Genomic DNA, 17,793 nt, shown 5'->3' with positions numbered 1-17,793 from the left:
ATGAAGCTTAGGTGCGCATTATTCACTCTGATCTTTCTTATCTTGAATGCAATGGGGGAATTCACCAGTGTGGTTGCTGCCGATGAATCGCTCCGGTCAGCCCAACTGGAACAAACCCTGGATTCTATTGTAAACGAGGCGATGACGAAGGATCATATCCCTGGTGTAGCCGTTGTTGTAACAATGGGGGACAAGATTATTTTCAAAAAAGGGTACGGCTATGCGGACATCGATCGAAAAATCCCAATAGATCCGGAACGAACCATCATGCCAGTCGGCTCACTGACTAAGAGCTTGACAGCAACGGCAATTATGCAGTTAGAAGAACAAGGGAAATTGTCTATGGAAGAGGACGTAAACTCCTACCTCTCTTCATTCCAGATCCCTTTGTATCAACAGCATCCCGTTACCTTGCAGCATCTGCTGACCCATACCGCCGGGCTGGATGAAGCTTTATACGGTATCGCCGCCGCTTCACCATCCAAGACTGTTCCTTTAGGAGAATTCCTGAAACGATACATCCGTGAGCAGCCACCTGTCCGCACGCCTGGCAAGGAATATGCATACAGTAATGCCGGATTCGGACTTGCAGCCTATGTCTTGGAAAAGGTGAGCGGCAGATCGCTGGATGATTATCTGTCCCGCCATGTGTTTGAGCCTCTGGATATGCCAAGCGCTGCCCTCAATGCGACGGAGTCAGTCGACATGGCCCGTTCTTACACGTATCTGAATGGGGAGTACAAGCAAGTTCCCTACTCCTATGTCAATATGCCAGGCGCGGGAGGCATAAGCGTAGTCCCCTCGGAATGGGCGCATTATATGATTGCTCATCTGAACGAAGGCCGTTATCAGGATAATCGTATTCTCAGCTCCGACTCGGTTGAAGCCATGCATTCACGACATTTCTCGGAGCATCCGGATCTGGAGGGTTTGGGCTACGGATTTTATCGCACCCGGACGAAGAGCGGCCTGCTGACACTGTGGCATACGGGCGATATTGATGGCTTCTCAGCAAAGATGGAATTGATTCCTTCCAGGAAGAGCGGGATCCTTGTGATCAGCAATGCAACTTCAGAGGGCATCTCCGTCCATGATAAGGTAACGGCAGCCATCACTGGTTTACTTTCGGAAGGCGATGATCATGATGTACGACACAGCGATGCTCCGGCGGACAATTTACAGCAATATGAACGAATGTATACAATGAACCTTGGACCTCAACATGGATGGGGAAAATGGTTTCGATGGCTTGGAGCAAAGGATTATCAGGTCAAGAGTTCGGGAGATGCTCTGGTCGTTAAGGGGGTCTTTCCAGGCGGAAGCGGAGAAACCGAGAGCAGAGTCTATATCCCCATAAGCGAAGGCTTGTTTCAGGATCAAGTCCGCGAGGACACCCTTTCGTTTCACCAAGAGAACGGATTCTGGAAGTTAACCTTTACACAAGGTGTAACCATCCTTGAAAAACCGCCATGGTGGTTACATCCGGCCACCTTCTTTGTTACTTATGTTGTTGTAGGCCTGTTCTGGATTCTTGTGTGCATAATCGGCATCCTGCAATATTTGCTGCGTTTCATCAAGAGAAAGAAGCAGCCCTTTCCCGGACCTGTGGCCTGGATTGCATCCCTGCAAACCGTCTATTTGATCGGACAATTCCTGTATGGAAATTCGGAAGTTTTCGCTCGTGGTTATCCAACTTGGTATGCCTGGGGATTCTCCTCTCTTCCCTTACTTGCGCTCGCTGGGGCTGTTATTTTGGGTGTCCGGACATTCCGTTTTCGGAAATCCGGTACCGGGAAGCAGCAGTTACGAGCATGCTTCTCTGCGATGACGGTCATTCTATGCCTGCTCTATGACTTGTTTTTGTTCTATTGGAACATGCTCTCGATTCATTACTCTTAAAACTGGGTATACCTGTTTGCACGAACGCAAGCAGTGGGCTGGAACCGGTAGCCTGTTCCGTAATTTATAATAGCGGGGTTACGAACTTCACCTCCGGAAAACGGCTATCCGGTCCTTTCATTAAGATTCCGCCTTGATTTTTCAGATACATATCGAAGAAATCCAGCATATAGGCATTAATAACGGAGTTCGCTCTTTCGGGTGCGATCTTTCCTGTAATGCCCAACATATTGAAAATCGGAGAAATGAATTGTACATCGGCAAAATTCAAATGCTCGGTATTTTCGATATAGAGAACTTGTCCCCCCTCTTCGACCGTTTCGCGCATCCGTTCAAGCTCCAACTTTTTATCTTCCGTTACTTGATCCTCCCACTCTCTTGTTGAGCCCATACGGTTAATCTCTGCATCCGTGTAGACCCGGTTATCCACCACCATTTTTAATTTTTCGAAATAGCTTTCCGAGTTGATGAACAAAAACGGCTTTCGCAGACCCTCTCTGTCACGCAGACGATAAAGCCCTCCATCAAGGTCTATTCCAACCGCGATTCGTGGATCGTAAGAAGCATCATAGGCCGTCGCTCCGCCGATGGAATGACCGAACACCCCAACATGACCGAGGTCCATCCTCCCTTTTAGATGACTTGGAATCTGCCCCGATTGGATGAGCTCGAATTGGTCCAGCGCAAACGCCACATCGTCGGTTAGAATTTTTCCCAACTTGTCGCGACTTTCTCTACTCGTCCGGTAATCCTGGTCAGGCGAGAATAAGTCGTTGGTTGTGCTGGTTGTGATTCGACCGTCCGGAAACTCGGTTGCAAAGGTATTGTAGGTGTGATCGATCACTGCCACGATATATCCGTGACTCGCGAGATTTTCGGCTTGTGACGTGTGGAAGAACCTGGAAGAGATGTTGCCGGGATTCGCAAGGATCAGCGGGTATGAAGTCTGTGCCGAAGAGACTTGGGCTCCAGTATAAGCATGACTGGATATGTACTTCAGGTGTTGAAAAGTAAAGCCGGGAAGGCCATAGTTCGCGGCCATATAAGGTAAAATCCGGGTATCGGGAATAAGGGGAGCGTAATTGCCAGTCCCAGCTTGAGCCGGATACCATACCTGAACTATCAATTCTCTCTTACCATCTCTGGCTTCGTCAAACATCTCTTCCCTTTTTGTATCCACGAAATGAAAAGTTTGCGTTCCTACCTTAAATTTGCCTGTCGGTTCAGGTAGTTTAAATACAGGAAAAACATACATGAGACCCGCTGTTACGACCAGCATTATCGCTATTGCGGTATACGCTGAACCCAACATGAATCGTGGGATTTTTTTTTGGTCGGTTTTTTTAAAATAGCTATAACCTGAGATGGCTAAAAAAATGATCGTTATGCAATATGTGAAAAATAGCTGAACTCTGTATCCTTCCACCGTCCAATGAATGACCAGTAAAAGTGTGGCGATCCCGCTTGCAACGAATACCGGAATTCTACGCCGTCCTTTTTTTAATAGGACTGTTAATGCAAACAAGCCGATGTTTGATAAAAAAAGCAACAGTTCAAACAGCCTCATCTCGATTCTCCTTTTAAAAAAATTCTATTTTCGTTTGTTCCAATCTTATTCTGCCAGGCTGGCCTAAGCTATCGATTTGCCTTACATCTACCTTACAAGTTTGTAATTCGACCTTGCGGTATTGGAGGACCCGTAAAACCGTGGAATTGAGCATACGAGCCGGTGCATATTTAGATCACCATTTAAATGGAATGACACCATGTTTTTGACCTCGGCTTGGGACAAGAACTTGGTCCTTAAAATAAAAAAGCCGCTATAACAGCGACTTTGAATGGAACATTGTTCTTGTCCTGCGAACCAGATTAGCCGACCACGTTCGATCAGTTTCTCTCTTGTTTTGCCATCCAACTGACTCATGTAGAATGAGAGCCGAGAGTAACAAGCCAAAAAATGGCTGGAAAAGCTGCAACTGCCCAACTCCTGCTATTCCCCCTTGCGCAAGGCCACGATACCAAAATACGAAGCCAATATACATACTAAAAGCGAGACATAAGCAAAACTAACGAATGACGAAACGCGGATATCACCCCAAGATTGAGGCAGGTAAAGAAATGAGAGTAACCTGTGGAGAGAGGCAAAAGACCAAGATAAATAATGGCGTGAGCGGATATAACATATTGTAGAGCTAGTCCCGACAATACGTACACCGATTGCATTTGAAGTCCCCCTCTTCTTTTTACACCAATTCTCTTTAGCTAACTTTATCACACTTTCTGATCGGTAATCGCGATAAGCTTTTGCTCAGGCCCTATTGCTTTCATCCCAACTTCGCATTAATAGTTCCAGTGGTCCACGACCATACCGTTTCTTCCAATGTAACGATATGGCAATCGCAGTAATATAAAAGAGGAAAGCATAGATCGTTGAAAATACGACACTGCCATTCTCTAGCATGCCAATCCATTGAAGCGGGGCAAGCCCAATGACGACGTGGGCTACATAATGCGTAAGGGAGAGTTGCCCCGTGCTGATCAGCGCTTGAACCCATTTACTTTCTTTCCATCGCTCGGCGACTTGAATGCATAGCACTAGCACAGCAAGCGCAGATGCGGCGGCGGCACCGACATAGATCAGGTTTGGGGGCATCGGTTTGCTGCCGAATAGCGACTGAGCCCCTTCAGGCCCTAAAACCGGCGTGAATTCTCGAACAATAAAGCGAGAACCGACTTCCGTCAATAGCGCAATACTTGCGGAAATTACAAGCAAGCGAGATCTTGCTTCTTTTCGTTTCAACCACTCCTTCCGGCCAAGCCATAACCCTAGCAAAAAAAATGCCAACCATGGGAATAACGGATGAAATCCGTTAAACAGCAGGTTGCGTACAAATCCGGACCATGTCCACAGCTTGACATATTCGTGGTAATCTTCAGACCAACCGTAACTGTAATCGAGAAATATCAATTGAAATACCGTTGTTATAAGAATAAATATAATCCAGGCAAGCAACCTTTTGTTTGAGGACTGGAGCAATAACGCTGATAGTGCAATGAACACGGCGTAGTAGTGCAGGATGTCCGCACTCCAGCCGATTTCCAGCAGAAATATCCCGGCGAGGAACAGAAATGCTGCCCTGCGATATAACGTTTTCCGATTTGCCTTCAACGTCTGCTCTTCTCCCGAAGCCCTAGCCCGAGCCGTCATGAGTGACACTCCAATTCCCGCAAGAATTACGAATAGAGCAGAAGCCCTTCCCTCAAAAATCCCCGTTGCCGTCCTCAACCAATAGGGTCCTGCATCCTGTGCTCCCATGGCCAGCTTATAATTGACTATGATCATGCCAAAGATGGCTAGGGCTCTTGCCAAATCCAGGCCGACAATTCTTCCGTTCGATGCTCTCTGTTTCATGTCTTTCCCTCCCGGTAGCCATACCTATAACGTCATACTTTAGGGTGTCACCTCTTGAAGTGGATGAATATTTTGCAGAAAATCAGCGATTTCATCCATGTACCCCTTCGCGGTAATGTTCCTCGGCGCAAACAAGCTGATCAGTAACGCACGCGTCGGAGAATCGGCCGTCGAAGTGGTGAGCATGGAGTGCTCCGTGTCAGGAAGCACTTTGACTCGCAGTAATTCGGATGGTGATACATGTGCCCTGTAAACCGTCTCTGTTTCTTTCACATCTACGTTAATATCGTGGTCACCGAGCATAAGCAGAACCGGGGAGCTAAAATTTTCAATATCATTTGTAGCATCGGCAATATAGTTCTGGCTTACGAACTTCCAGCGTTCCCTCGACATGGCATCTTTTTGGCCCGCAACGCTTATATATTCCTCATAAGAGCTGCCTGCCTTTAGCAGATTTTTAATTCGGTTATCATCGTTCACCTGTTTCTCAATCTCATCTAAAGATCGTCCTTCCTTCGCCATTTGACTGCGCGTGTTGTACTCTCCCTGCGACAGCCAGTTGATTGCCGGAGAGACAAGAATACTAAATGCTAACCGCTCTTTACCGGCTAGTTTGGGAATAACCCATCCTGCCTGGCTTGCACCCCATACGCCTATGCGATTCGCATCAATTGCGGGTTGCTGCCTCGCCCAAGCCAATGCCTGCTCTGCTTCCTCCACACGATCATCCATACTCTGGTCCAGCCAGTTGCCTTCCGATCCTCCGATGCCCCTCTTGTCCAGCGAAAGTGAAGCATAGCCAAGGGCAGCCAGCCGTTCCCAGAGCGGTTTATACCCGTCATCATGTGTCGCATCAATCGGGCCATCTCCATGAATGAACAACACTAGACCAACCTTCCCGCTATAATTCTCGGGTAACGTTAATACCCCCGTCAGTTTACCTTGAGGGGTATCGATTTCCACGGTTCGTTCGTCCATATCGAAACTGTTTTGTTGTAAAATATAGGCGCCTGTCACGCCCACCAACAGCAGGACGATCAGGATTGAAATTCCCCATTTCTTTTTCACGTTTCACTACACCCTTCTTCTTAAGTATGCCTAACAACACGCGCAAGCAGTTCGTAATATATGCTTTCTTGGGTAAATAGAGACAGGTACGACTTTTCTACAAGAATTCGTGGTCCGGTTAGAATAAGAGAGCTGCGATCGGCGAAGGCATGAAATGGATTGAAGTGTTGCTCTAAGCCTTCCTCGCCTTGTATCGAGAACCGATAAGATAAATACTCGCCAGCTGGCAGAACCGTGTCTCCTTCCTTGTCTTGGACTTCCGTGCACAGCCTTACACGTTGGCCTCCCTCATACACGTAATGAATGTCCGCTTCAAATAACTCTGGCAATGCATGACCCTGCTGAGCCAACATTCGAGCATTCAGTTCGCTTTCAATGTCCGTTTCAAACCATGAAGATAGGACAAGCTGATTGCGTTGAATAACCTCGAAGGAAGCAGTCTCCTGTCCATAACGCTCATTCTCATTTAGCACCTTACCGATAAAGCCACTTAAGGTTCGCAGCTTGGCAATCTCGGCTTCCATTTTGGAAACCGACTGTACAAGCAATCCATGCATGTCATCCGGTGTACCTTCTTCGCTCCAATCCCTGATGGCTTGTACGGACAACCCGACTTTACGCAGGAGCAAAATATGTGCCAATCGGTAGATCTCGTTGATGCCATACATCCGATATTGATTTTCATCGATATAAGACGGGAACAATATACCTTTTTCCTCGAAATAACGAATTTGATGGACGGACACGCCCATCAGTTTCGCAAGCTCGCTAATCGTAATTTCCATTTTCATCTATTTTCCTCCCCAATCTCCATGAATATGAACTAAGCTTATACCTTAGGCCTGACCTAAGGTCAAGTCACAAATATGAATAAACTTCCATAAAACCTGTTCAGTTTAACAAGTGCAAATTTCTTGTCATCAGCCATCAGGAACTTTGCAAATAAAAAAGCCGCTAATAAAGCGGCTTTGCATAGAACGATGTTTTTGTCGCGTAAAAAGACTTTAATTGTAAAAATTCCATCAAGCGTCAAAATAGAAGGTTCCTTTCGAAACTTAATCATAGGCTTTTCCGTTCTTAAATACTTCATTTTCAAATTATTCAAGTTATTTCACAAAAAGAAAAGAGCTGCTTGATCATTCGGCAGCTCTTTATTTATCTTTGTATTCGTTTCTTATTGTTTAGTTGGATCAACTTCCGTTAGCCTAATGATAGCGGGGATATTTCTTTAATAATCCAAAAAAATCATTTAATACATGACGATTAAATAGAACAGAGCTGCTAAGACAAAACGGTATATTGCAAACCATTCCAATCGGAGTCGCTTAATTAGTTTAATGAACGTCACTACTGCAATCATCGCCACAAGAAAGGACGTCGTAAAGCCAATCAACATTAGAATGATATCGTCAGTATTCAGTAAATAGCGACTATCGTACAAATCCAACAAGCTTGCCCCAAACATAACAGGCACGGAAATTAGGAACGTAAAGTCTGCGGCCGCTTTTTGGCTAGTCCCAAGCAAAAGACCACCTGAAATCGTCGAACCTGATCTCGAAAATCCCGGCCACAAGGCCAAACATTGGAACAGGCCAATCCCAAGAGCTTGTTTATAATTAATCCCATCCATCGTATCAGCGGTTTCGGTTCTTCTACTCCGTGCTGCGATAATCATCAATAAGCCACCCGCAACTAGACCGATCAAGACGGGAGTTGGGCCGAATAATTGGCTTTTTATTGTATCCTTGAAGAGAAGATATACGATTAATGCTGGCAACATAGCCAAAATCATATGAATTACACTTAATCCTTTACTCTGGGAAAAATCCATTCTAATCAGATTAGCCCCAATCTGCAAATACCTTTTCCAATAAAGAATTAGAACCGCCATCACTGCACCCAGCTGTATAACAATTTTAAAAGTTATCGCAGCGTCTCCATCAAAGCTAAGCAAATTGCCTGCTAAAATAAGATGTCCAGTAGACGATACCGGTAAAAATTCAGTTAAGCCCTCTATTATGCCAAGTATTATTGCTTTAATTACATCTGTCATCAGTGGATGTCCCCTTTTCGGAAATAAACTTGTTTAACATTTCCCAGTATAAGGGGGACATCCACATATCCCCATCGATTCACATAACAAAATTCTATTCAGAATGACATAATTGTCACTTTTTTCATTTTGTAGGAAGCAACTCATCTGTTCTCCCGGTAGGCTCATAAAAGTTTACCAGCATCTCGCCTTCAGCCCTCGCTCGAATAGATGCCACCCTCGTTAAAGCTATGTGCAATCTTGATCTCGCTTCCCGGGCAATCTGGGCATGTCAAGGTTTGTCTGATTTTCTCCCAATCCACTGTTTATCCTCCTGTAGAATTACGAATTTAAACCAGTTTTAACGCACAAAAAATTCAACAAGCATGTCTCTGAGCGACCTCAGTAACCGATTTCCACGCTTCCTTCGAAGAATCAGATAGCCTAAGGTTAACCCCAGGGAATGAAGAAGAACCGTCACATTCTCATGGCCGGCTCTTCTTCATTAAATTTTATAGATATCGTGAAATTATGTCTCCTGTGCAATATGTGCGTTATCCGGCGCTTTTTGGTTCATGATCGGAACCATGACCAGTGCGCCGAGAAGAAATAATAATCCTGCACCGCCATAGATCGTACCCAGCGAAAAGGAATCCTTTAACGCTCCAGCGAAAGACATGGAAACGACCATCATGCCAACGAACATCGGATTCAGAACCCCATTCACTCGGCCGACAATTGAAGCCTCTGACCATTTCAGAATCATCGTGCTGATCCCAATATGAATGCAAGGGAAAACAAGTCCATTCAAAAATTGAACGGTCAGGGTGAGCGGAACGCTTGTCGAATACCCTACAATGGCTGTGCAGACTGCGCCTGCGATCATACCTATCGCGAGAAGAATCTGGGGCGGAACCCGCTTGGCGAAGACGGCTACGATTCCGCCACCAATCAGCATAGCTGCACCATTTACCATCAGCAGATATTGCAGGAACTCCTCACTCCTGCCCAGCCGCTCCGTTACGATAAACAGGTTGAGCGCTTGGGCTACGCCAACAGCGAGTCCCGCGAGAATAAACGCAAGTCCGAGCATCCGCAGAACTTGGCTTTGCCAAACATAGCGGAAACCTTCAATAAATTCTTTACGGAACTGCCCTTTTACAGCGACAGTTTGAGCTCGCATATTATCCTCTGGCAGACGAATAAGAACGAGTGCGGAGAGCAGAAAAACCACGCCCATGACAGCGATCGATATTTCAAGGCCAAATGTGCTGTAAACGAAGGTTCCGAACATAGGACCAAGCACCATGAAGATGGCCATCAGCGATTGGAATAAAGCCATCCCTTGCTGTAGCTGTTCTTCGGGCACATGATACTTAAACAATCGCATGCTTGAAGGTTGAGAGAACTGCGAAAGAATAGCCGAGATGAATGCGACAAGGTAGACGGAGTGCCAAGAACCGTAATGTATGGTCAAAAGTACAACGAATACCGATACCGCGGATAATAAATCGCACCAGATCATCGTTCGCTTCGGCCGCCAGCGGTCGGCAAATGTACCTCCAATGAACGAAAAAACAAAAATTGGTGCGAATTCTGCTACACTGATTAACGAAATGGCGTATGGATCATTGTTTGTTCTATCCGCAACGTACAGGAGAATAGCGAAATTACGTACCCAGATACCAACCTGCAAGAGTACGCTTGATAATAAAATCGTCTGTAGGAAGCGATTGCGAAACAGGCTTGGTGCATTGGTGCTGTTTTCGTGCCTATTCAATCTTTTCAACCTCCAATTTGTCTATAAAGATGTCCATTTTGAGTAAGATATGACTCTCCTTTCAATTCTTAATTATACGGATTTCACCATTGTTCACCTCCTACTAAAGACTGAAATTTCAGAGTGCGTCTCCCAAAACTAACCGTTTCCTGACGGTTCCTCGTGGCTCCTCCGACTGCCAGTTCGCGCGGGTTCCCGTTCCGAACCTTGGCGGCCTTGATCATGGGGCCAGTGTCCACCACGAAATGCAGCTGCTGGTTCAATCGTTCGCAGCAACTAGGTTAACCATATTCGATCTCCAGAAGCCATTACAGGGGAAGAATTGGTCGTTAACGGTTTATGCTGAAGAGAAAATGCAAACACAACAAGCCCGCTTTTCTCTCTTCGGAGCATTCGAGAGAATAACGGGCTCTAAATTTGGGATATCCTGTTGCCCAATCAAATATTACTGTTCGACTACAAAAGTGGTTACGCTTTGGGCAGGAAGGTTGGCCGTAAATCCATTGCCGGATGCACTAATTGCCGTCCCTGCTGCCAAATTCTGAGTACCATCGGTTACCCATGAGGATACAGTCGAAGCTGTCCCATTCTGTAGGGTAAACTGTTGGCTTACTGCTGAGGTGTTTTTATTGACAGCAACAATAACCACTTTATTTTCACCTTTGTAGGCAGAGATAAATACCTGGGATACTGGATTTTTGGTTGCATCCACCCTTACATAACCTGGACGGACAAATTTGGAGTAATGTGCCATGCTGTATCCGCGCTTGCTGATGGTTCCATCGTCTTTAATTGGACCATAATTTCTCCGGATGTACCACCATACGTAGGCCTGGAAATCACCTTCAACCATCGCATTATACATGTGCTCCGCCACATCAAGTGCCTCCGGCCAGCGATCTGCAGAGTTGGTCTCACTGTTTGGATAGTACACTTCTGTCATCCACAGCTCTTTGCCGGCTCCCTTTTGTTCATACAGCGGATAAGGAAAATCACTGAACCGTGTTCCGTACGTATGTGCTCCAAGAATATCCAGATTCGAGAGGGCTTCCGGATCATTCAGAAGTAAGTCCGACATTTGTTTCACGTACGAGAATGATTCTGGAGCAATGACCCTGTTATTAATCGTACTCGCATTTTCTTTCATAAAACGTAAAAGCTCCTCGGGAGTCCACCATGTCCAGTCATGGGCGTAGTCCGGCTCATTTTGAACCGAAATTGCGTATAAATCAACGCCATTACTCTTCATGTATTCATCAAATTCATTCAAATATTGCGCATAGTCATCGTATTTATCATGTCTAAGCCGTTTAGCCTGTGTGTCCTGAAAAAATGCAGTCATGTTGACATTATCTATGTTCGGCCCTCCGGTTCCCGTTGTCACCAGCTTCAACGTACTGGTTCCATTCACCATGGGGACTTGAACCGATTTTTCCTTCCAAGTTGTCCCGCTACCTGTTGCTTCAAATGGCACATTACTGAGCGCTTTAGTGCCATTTACATACACATCCAGATTTCGTGTTCCGGATGGCAATGCATAGCGGATTTTAACATTTTTGGTGCCTGTACTACCGATCAGAATGGTATTCCATTGAATTGCCGAGCCAATGGAATTCTGAAAGCTCACGTATCCGGTTCCGGTGTAACCCGCATTCGAATTTTCCACTACAGCATCAGTTAGCGTTGCGCTCGTCTCCGCTTCATATGTTGTACCGTTGCCAGAAGGCATACCAAGCGTAAAGATCTCTGTCATGTCACTCGGAGGATTCCATGGAGATGCGAATACGATTGCTCCGAGTTCAATCGCTTTCTTGGCCGTTTGCACTTCTCTATGCCAATTGCTTTTGTTCTCATCAATAGGAATCCGCAACACCGAGAACCCTAATTGATTGTCCCCATTTCCAAAAGCAGTTTCTCTCTGTGCTTCCGTAAGGTCACCAATCCAACCGGTGTGATTCATTCCACCAAAACCTCGAATCAATTGCTTGGATGATGACACATCTACTACAACATCATTGGCCGCAAAAACCGTTGAGGAAGCAGGTACAAAAAACAGGGGCAACGCCGTCACAGTGGCAAGCATGATACACAGCGATTTTTTAATGAGTAGATTCAAGGTTTTCATCTCCTAATTCAAAATTTGGAAATCGGCTCATTATTTTTTCATCTACTTATCCCTTCACACCGCCAATTGTCATACCTTGTACAAAGTATTTCTGCAAGAACGGATATACCATCAATATTGGAACACTTGCAATAATGGTCATCGTGGCTCGAATAGACGTAGGCGTAACCGCTGTTCCGCTGCTCTCGGCAGACTGATAAGCATCACTTGCTGATGCAGTCGCTGATGTCGTCGAGGTTTGCAGAATCTTCATCAATTCGTATTGCAGAGTACTTAATTCTTTATTGGAGGAGTTGTACAGGAATACATCGAACCAGGAGTTCCATTGTCCCACGGCCACAAAGAGTGATACGGTAGCCATTGCGGGTATCGTTAGCGGCAGGACAACGCGGATAAATGTCGTGAATTCCCCTGCTCCGTCAATGCGGGCTGACTCCAGAATGCCTTCAGGAAGACCTTCAATAAAGGAACGGATAACGATCATATTGAAGACACCAATTACACCCGGAATGATATATACCCAGAAGGAACCGATCAATCCGATGTCACGAATCAGCAGATAGCTCGGAATCAGACCCCCACTGAAGTACATCGTGAATACAAAAAACATCGTAACAAACTTGCGAAGCACAAACTCTTGACGACTGACTGTATAAGCTAACATCGCTGTACAGAAGACAGATACCACAGTCCCAATTACCGTACGCAGCGCCGAGATCAGAGTCGCGTGATAGATATCTGATTCGCCAAAAATATATTTGTAATTATCCAGCGTCCATACCCGCGGCCATAAATAAATTCCACCCCGGATGGCATCATTGGCATTATTAAAGGACACAGCAATCATATTAATGAAGGGATAGATGGTAACAACCATTAGGCACACCATGAATATAATGTTGAATGCATCAAACGCACGATCTCCAGCACTGCTATTCCGCAAGCGGGATGTTTTTCCTGTTCGCATGGCATAGGCCTCCTTTTAGAATAATCTGCTTTCTCCCATTTTTTTCGCTATAAAGTTCGCGGAGAAAAGGAAGATGAAGCTGACTACGGTTTTGAATATGCCTGCTGCTGTACCTAAGGAAAAGTTCCCCATCCCCAAACCATATTTCAGTACAAAGATGTCCAGGTTCTCCGAATAGTCCATATTCATCCCGTTACCCAGCAGATATTGCGGTTCAAATCCGGATTCCAGGATACTTCCCATGTTCATGATCAACAAGATCACAATAACCGGTTTTAAGCCTGGCAGTGTGATGTATAACATCCGTTTGAAACGACTGGCTCCGTCGATTTCGGCAGCTTCATATTGCGCTGGATCAATGGCTGTAATTGCCGCCAAATAGATAATGGTGTTCCAGCCGACATCTTTCCACACCTCGGTTGCCCCCAGAATACCCCAGAAATACTCACCTTTCCCCATCCACAATATCGGACTATCAATCAGGTGAAGCTTCGTAAGTAGCAGATTGATAATTCCGTCCGGTGACAGGACAGTCAGTACAATGCTGGAAGCGACAACCCACGAAATAAAGTGAGGCAGATAACTGACGGTTTGCACAAAGCGTTTAAAAATTACATTTTTCAGCTCATTCAATAGAAGAGCAAGTGTGATCGCCGTAACAAATCCAAGCACCAGTTTGATAGAACTCATCACCAGCGTATTTCGCAGCACCCGGTAGAAAGTATTGTCCTCAAACAATATACTGAAATGGTGCCAGCCTACCCATTGCTGATCCGAGAAGGATCTTGCCGGTTTGAAATTCTGAAAAGCCATGGTCCATCCCCATAACGGCAGGTACTTGAAAATAAAGGCCCACACGACAAAAGGAATACACATCCAGGCAAGCGTTCGTTGCTGCACAAGTCGTTTGAAAAATGAATTTGTTTTATTTCCTTTTGGTCCCGAGGCAGGAGGCATCGAGTTTAGGGCAACATTTGGTTTCTCCACGGTGAACCTACTCCTTTCCTATTCTGTTATTCATACGGGAGGTTGCCTGATATCTTGGTTTTTCGACTCCCCCATGCATGTAACAGTTTGTGTTCAAGCGTTCACATTACCATTTTCCTGCAACACGATCCTGAACGATTTTGGTAATGGTCTCTTCATACCCTTTCTTCTCCAATTTGTTTAATTCCGCCATGTAGGCATCCCACAGCTTGTCGAAATTGGATGGTGATCCCAAAATCATTTCCGGCAAATATTTACGTTGCAGATCATCCGATTTGGTGATGAAGATTTGCTCAGGTGATCCTTGCTCCAACGCGATGGACCATGCCGGGAACCATGGACGCTCTTCCGGTTTGTTAAATAATTCACTAAATGTTTGGATGCCGTAGGCTTCCAGGAACTTTTTGTCTCCCTCTGTATATGACGCATAGGCTACCTCAGGCTGGTTACCCGGACCGTAAGCGTTACCGTCTGAAAGGGTGGATTCACCACCATAACGCGGCCAGTCTGTTCCGAAGTAAGTAAACCCGAATTGGCGGCTCAGTTCCAGATCGTCATGGGCTTTACGCTGATCCTCATTGGCAAAATAGAACCGGCCTTTTTCATCGACACTATACGTTTCGTCCTTAATACCCCATTGCACTAAAATCTGATTCTCTTCTTCGAGCAAATTATCGAAGTATTTGATAATACGAACCGGATCTTTGGCATTCACCGAGATGCCAGTTGCATAGTTGTTGACGAAGCCTGGAGGATCAATATATTGATCCTTGATTCCTTCATCAAACACAATAGGAAGCGGCGCATAACGTTTCTCATCAATACCTGCTGCAAGTAAGTTTTTGGTCGCGTCTCCAACCTGCCAGCCGTAATTGAAGTAACCGAGAACACGGCCTGAGGTCAGCTTTGCCAAATATTGATCTTTGTTCATCGTGAAAGATTCCGGATCAAGCATGCCTTCAGCATTGATTTCATTTAACTTCTGAACCCATCTTTTCTGAGAATCAGTCCCTGCAACTACTTTCGCTTCATGGGTTTTCATATCCACCATGACGCTTCCATCGTTCGGATATCCGGCCAGATGCATCGCTGGATTCTGCAAGGTGAAGAAGTTATTGGCCACACCCGCAAGTGAAACGAACCCGATGGTCTCCGCACCATCTACAGTCGGATGCTTTTCCTTGTAATCCTGAATCAGATCAAAGTATTCATCCAATGTGGTGATTTTGGGATAGTTAAATTCCTTGAGTACAGAACGCTGAATCCAGAACGCCCCTCCGCCTACATTTGGATTACCGGAATACTCGCCCTGATTAGCCGTGTAAGGCAATGCATATATTTTTCCATCTACTGAATTTTTCATTTTATCCAGATAAGGTCCGTATACCCTTTTGATATTCGGTCCGTATTCCTCAATCAGATCATCCAGTGGGATATAGGCTCCGGCATCCAATAACTTGGACATTTCACCACTGGAGCTGATGACATCGGGATAATCTCCACTGGCAATCATGACACCAGCTTTAGTGGCACTATCACCTACAAGGTACTCCATTTTCCAGTCCACACCCGTCTGCTCTTGCAATTCCTTACCAATCCTTGTTTCACTTGCCAGTGTATCCTTCTTGCCTGGGGAGAACATGTAATACGAGAATGTCACTGGACTGTTTTCATCATCATTTGACGCTGAAGGTGCTGGGGATGAATTGTTCTGACTGCACCCGGCCAGCAAGGCTGTCAGCAATACGGCCAAACCAGCCGTTTTAATTTTTGGTTTCAACATGTGAAAATTCCCCCATTCAATTTTGGCCCAGACTGGATTTTCTTTACCATTTTCCTGCTACACGATCTTTCACTGCCTGTGTTATCGTATCTTCATATGTTTTCTTGTCCAGTTGATTCAGTTGACTCATATATTCATTCCATGTATTTTCGAAAACTGAAGGAGAATCCATAATCATTTTGGGCAAGTATTTCTTCTGTAGGTCATCCGCTTTAGTGATAAACATCTGTTCAGGAGAGCCTTGCTCCAGCGCAATGGACCAGGCAGGAGACCAAGGACGCTCATCCGGTGTACTGAATAATTCTGCAAATGTCTCTACACCGTATTTTTCGAGCAGAAGCTTGTCACCGTCGGTATAACTAAAGGTAGCCACCTCAGGTTGATTGCCCGCTCCATAGGCATTACCATCCTCCAGCAATGAATTGTTGCCGTAGCGAGGCCAGCTGTAGTTGAAATAGTCAAAGCCGAATTTTTGGCTTAACTCTGGATCTTCGTGGTATTTACGCTGGTTATCATCCTTGTAATAGTATCGTCCCTGATCATTTACACTGTACGTCTGATCTTTAATGCCCCATTGAACCAGAATCTGGTTTTCTTCCTTGAGCAGATTATCAAAATATTTAATAATCCGAACCGGATCTTTTGCATTTACGGTAATACCGATACCATAATTGTTCACGAAGCCTGGCGGGTCGATGTACTGATCTTTGACATCGTTGTCAAATACAATGGGCAGTGCAACGTAACGCTTGTCGTCAATACCAGCTTTCTTGAGGTTGTTCGTTGCGTCGCCGACCTGCCACGAATAACTGAAGTATCCCAGAACACGTCCGGACGTCAGTTTTGCCAGATACTGATCCCGGTTCATCGTAAAGGATTCAGGATCGAGCATCCCCTGTGCGTTAACCTCGTTCAGCTTTTGCATCCATTGTTTCTGATAATCAGACCCGGCCACCAGTTTGGCCTCATGGCTCTGCATATCCACCATGACGCTGCCATCATTTGGATAACCTGCCAGATGCATCGCGGGATTTTGCAGCGTGAAGAAGCTGCTAGGCTCACCCGCTAGTGTTGCGAAGCCGATGGTCTCCCTCCCATCGATTTGCGGATACTTTTGCTTGTATTGTTCAATCAGATCAAAATATTCGTCCAGCGTCTTGATCTTGGGGTAGTTGAACTCTTTCAGTACAGCACGCTGAATATAGAAGCCAGTCTGGAAATTGGGCTCCGAAATATAATCGATGTTGGCTGTGTATGGGAAATAATAAATATTCCCATCTTCCTGTCTGAATTTGTCCATATAGGGACCATATACTCGCTTGATGTTAGGCCCATATTCTTCAATCAGCTCATCCAGCGGTATAAAGGCACCTGCATCCATCAGCTTGGCCATTTCTCCGCTGGAGTCGATAATATCGGGATAGTCGCCACTCGCGATCATCACACCTGCCTTGGTAGCACTATCGCCAACCAGATACTCCATCTTCCAGTCAACCCCAGTTTGTTCCTGTAGCTTTTGGCCAATGGTCGTACTGCTTGCCAGAACATCCTTCTTCCCCGCGCCGAACGTGAAATATTTGAATGTGACCGGGGTGTTGTCGTTACTGTCGGGAGAGGCGGCTTCCGGATTGGCTTTGTTGCAACCCGCAAGCGTTGCGGCCAGTAAGATGGCCAGACCTGTTACAAGTGCTTTTTTTCTAAACATTCAACTGTTTCCCCCTTAAAATATTCTTTTTGTTT

12 protein-coding genes and 1 pseudogene are annotated in these 17,793 nt (G+C 45.6%); 1 reads left to right on the top strand and 12 read right to left on the bottom strand.

The window, feature by feature from the left end:
• The gene (locus tag ACFTRD_RS12720; protein ID WP_379380293.1) at positions 1-1,899 is read left to right on the top strand and encodes a serine hydrolase domain-containing protein; all 1,899 of its coding nucleotides are present in this window, start codon (positions 1-3) and stop codon (positions 1,897-1,899) included.
• A gap of 64 nt (positions 1,900-1,963) precedes the next feature.
• Here the strand turns inward: ACFTRD_RS12720 and ACFTRD_RS12715 are convergent, their stop codons facing one another.
• From ACFTRD_RS12715 to ACFTRD_RS12660, 12 genes and pseudogenes are all read right to left on the bottom strand, one after another.
• The gene (locus tag ACFTRD_RS12715) at positions 1,964-3,466 is read right to left on the bottom strand and encodes an alpha/beta hydrolase family protein (protein ID WP_379380291.1); all 1,503 of its coding nucleotides are present in this window, start codon (positions 3,464-3,466) and stop codon (positions 1,964-1,966) included.
• A 253-nt stretch (positions 3,467-3,719) separates the two neighbouring features.
• Positions 3,720-4,024: pseudogene (locus ACFTRD_RS12710) on the bottom strand (EamA family transporter); the annotation flags it as partial.
• Between the two features lie 183 nt (positions 4,025-4,207).
• On the bottom strand, positions 4,208-5,311 hold the full coding sequence (locus ACFTRD_RS12705) for a DUF418 domain-containing protein (protein ID WP_379380289.1): 1,104 nt from the start codon (positions 5,309-5,311) through the stop codon (positions 4,208-4,210).
• A gap of 39 nt (positions 5,312-5,350) precedes the next feature.
• Positions 5,351-6,379 carry an alpha/beta hydrolase family protein gene (locus ACFTRD_RS12700; RefSeq protein WP_379380287.1) on the bottom strand — a complete coding sequence of 343 codons (1,029 nt, stop codon included), beginning with the start codon at positions 6,377-6,379 and terminating at the stop codon, positions 5,351-5,353.
• Positions 6,380-6,399: 20 nt separating this feature from the next.
• On the bottom strand, positions 6,400-7,170 hold the full coding sequence (locus ACFTRD_RS12695; protein WP_379380285.1) for a helix-turn-helix domain-containing protein: 771 nt from the start codon (positions 7,168-7,170) through the stop codon (positions 6,400-6,402).
• A 458-nt stretch (positions 7,171-7,628) separates the two neighbouring features.
• Positions 7,629-8,432, bottom strand: coding sequence for an undecaprenyl-diphosphate phosphatase (locus ACFTRD_RS12690; protein WP_379380283.1), 804 nt, complete (start codon positions 8,430-8,432; stop codon positions 7,629-7,631).
• 508 nt (positions 8,433-8,940) lie between these two features.
• On the bottom strand, positions 8,941-10,191 hold the full coding sequence (locus ACFTRD_RS12685) for an MFS transporter (RefSeq protein WP_379380281.1): 1,251 nt from the start codon (positions 10,189-10,191) through the stop codon (positions 8,941-8,943).
• 445 nt (positions 10,192-10,636) lie between these two features.
• Positions 10,637-11,920, bottom strand: coding sequence for a carbohydrate-binding protein (locus ACFTRD_RS12680; protein ID WP_379381342.1), 1,284 nt, complete (start codon positions 11,918-11,920; stop codon positions 10,637-10,639).
• Positions 11,921-12,362: 442 nt separating this feature from the next.
• On the bottom strand, positions 12,363-13,283 hold the full coding sequence (locus tag ACFTRD_RS12675; RefSeq protein WP_379380279.1) for a carbohydrate ABC transporter permease: 921 nt from the start codon (positions 13,281-13,283) through the stop codon (positions 12,363-12,365).
• A gap of 15 nt (positions 13,284-13,298) precedes the next feature.
• Positions 13,299-14,240 (bottom strand): ABC transporter permease, encoded by a 942-nt coding sequence (locus ACFTRD_RS12670; protein ID WP_379381340.1) that lies wholly within the window; start codon positions 14,238-14,240, stop codon positions 13,299-13,301.
• Between the two features lie 136 nt (positions 14,241-14,376).
• The gene (locus ACFTRD_RS12665; protein WP_379380277.1) at positions 14,377-16,053 is read right to left on the bottom strand and encodes an ABC transporter substrate-binding protein; all 1,677 of its coding nucleotides are present in this window, start codon (positions 16,051-16,053) and stop codon (positions 14,377-14,379) included.
• A gap of 43 nt (positions 16,054-16,096) precedes the next feature.
• A complete protein-coding gene (locus tag ACFTRD_RS12660; protein WP_379380275.1) occupies positions 16,097-17,758 on the bottom strand; it encodes an ABC transporter substrate-binding protein in 1,662 nt (553 codons plus the stop codon).
• Positions 17,759-17,793 lie beyond the last annotated feature (35 nt).

Origin of the sequence: Paenibacillus sp. NPDC056933 (assembly GCF_042674385.1) — a bacterium.
GTDB lineage: Bacteria > Bacillota > Bacilli > Paenibacillales > Paenibacillaceae > Paenibacillus.
This window is presented reverse-complemented; position numbering and strand designations above follow the sequence as displayed.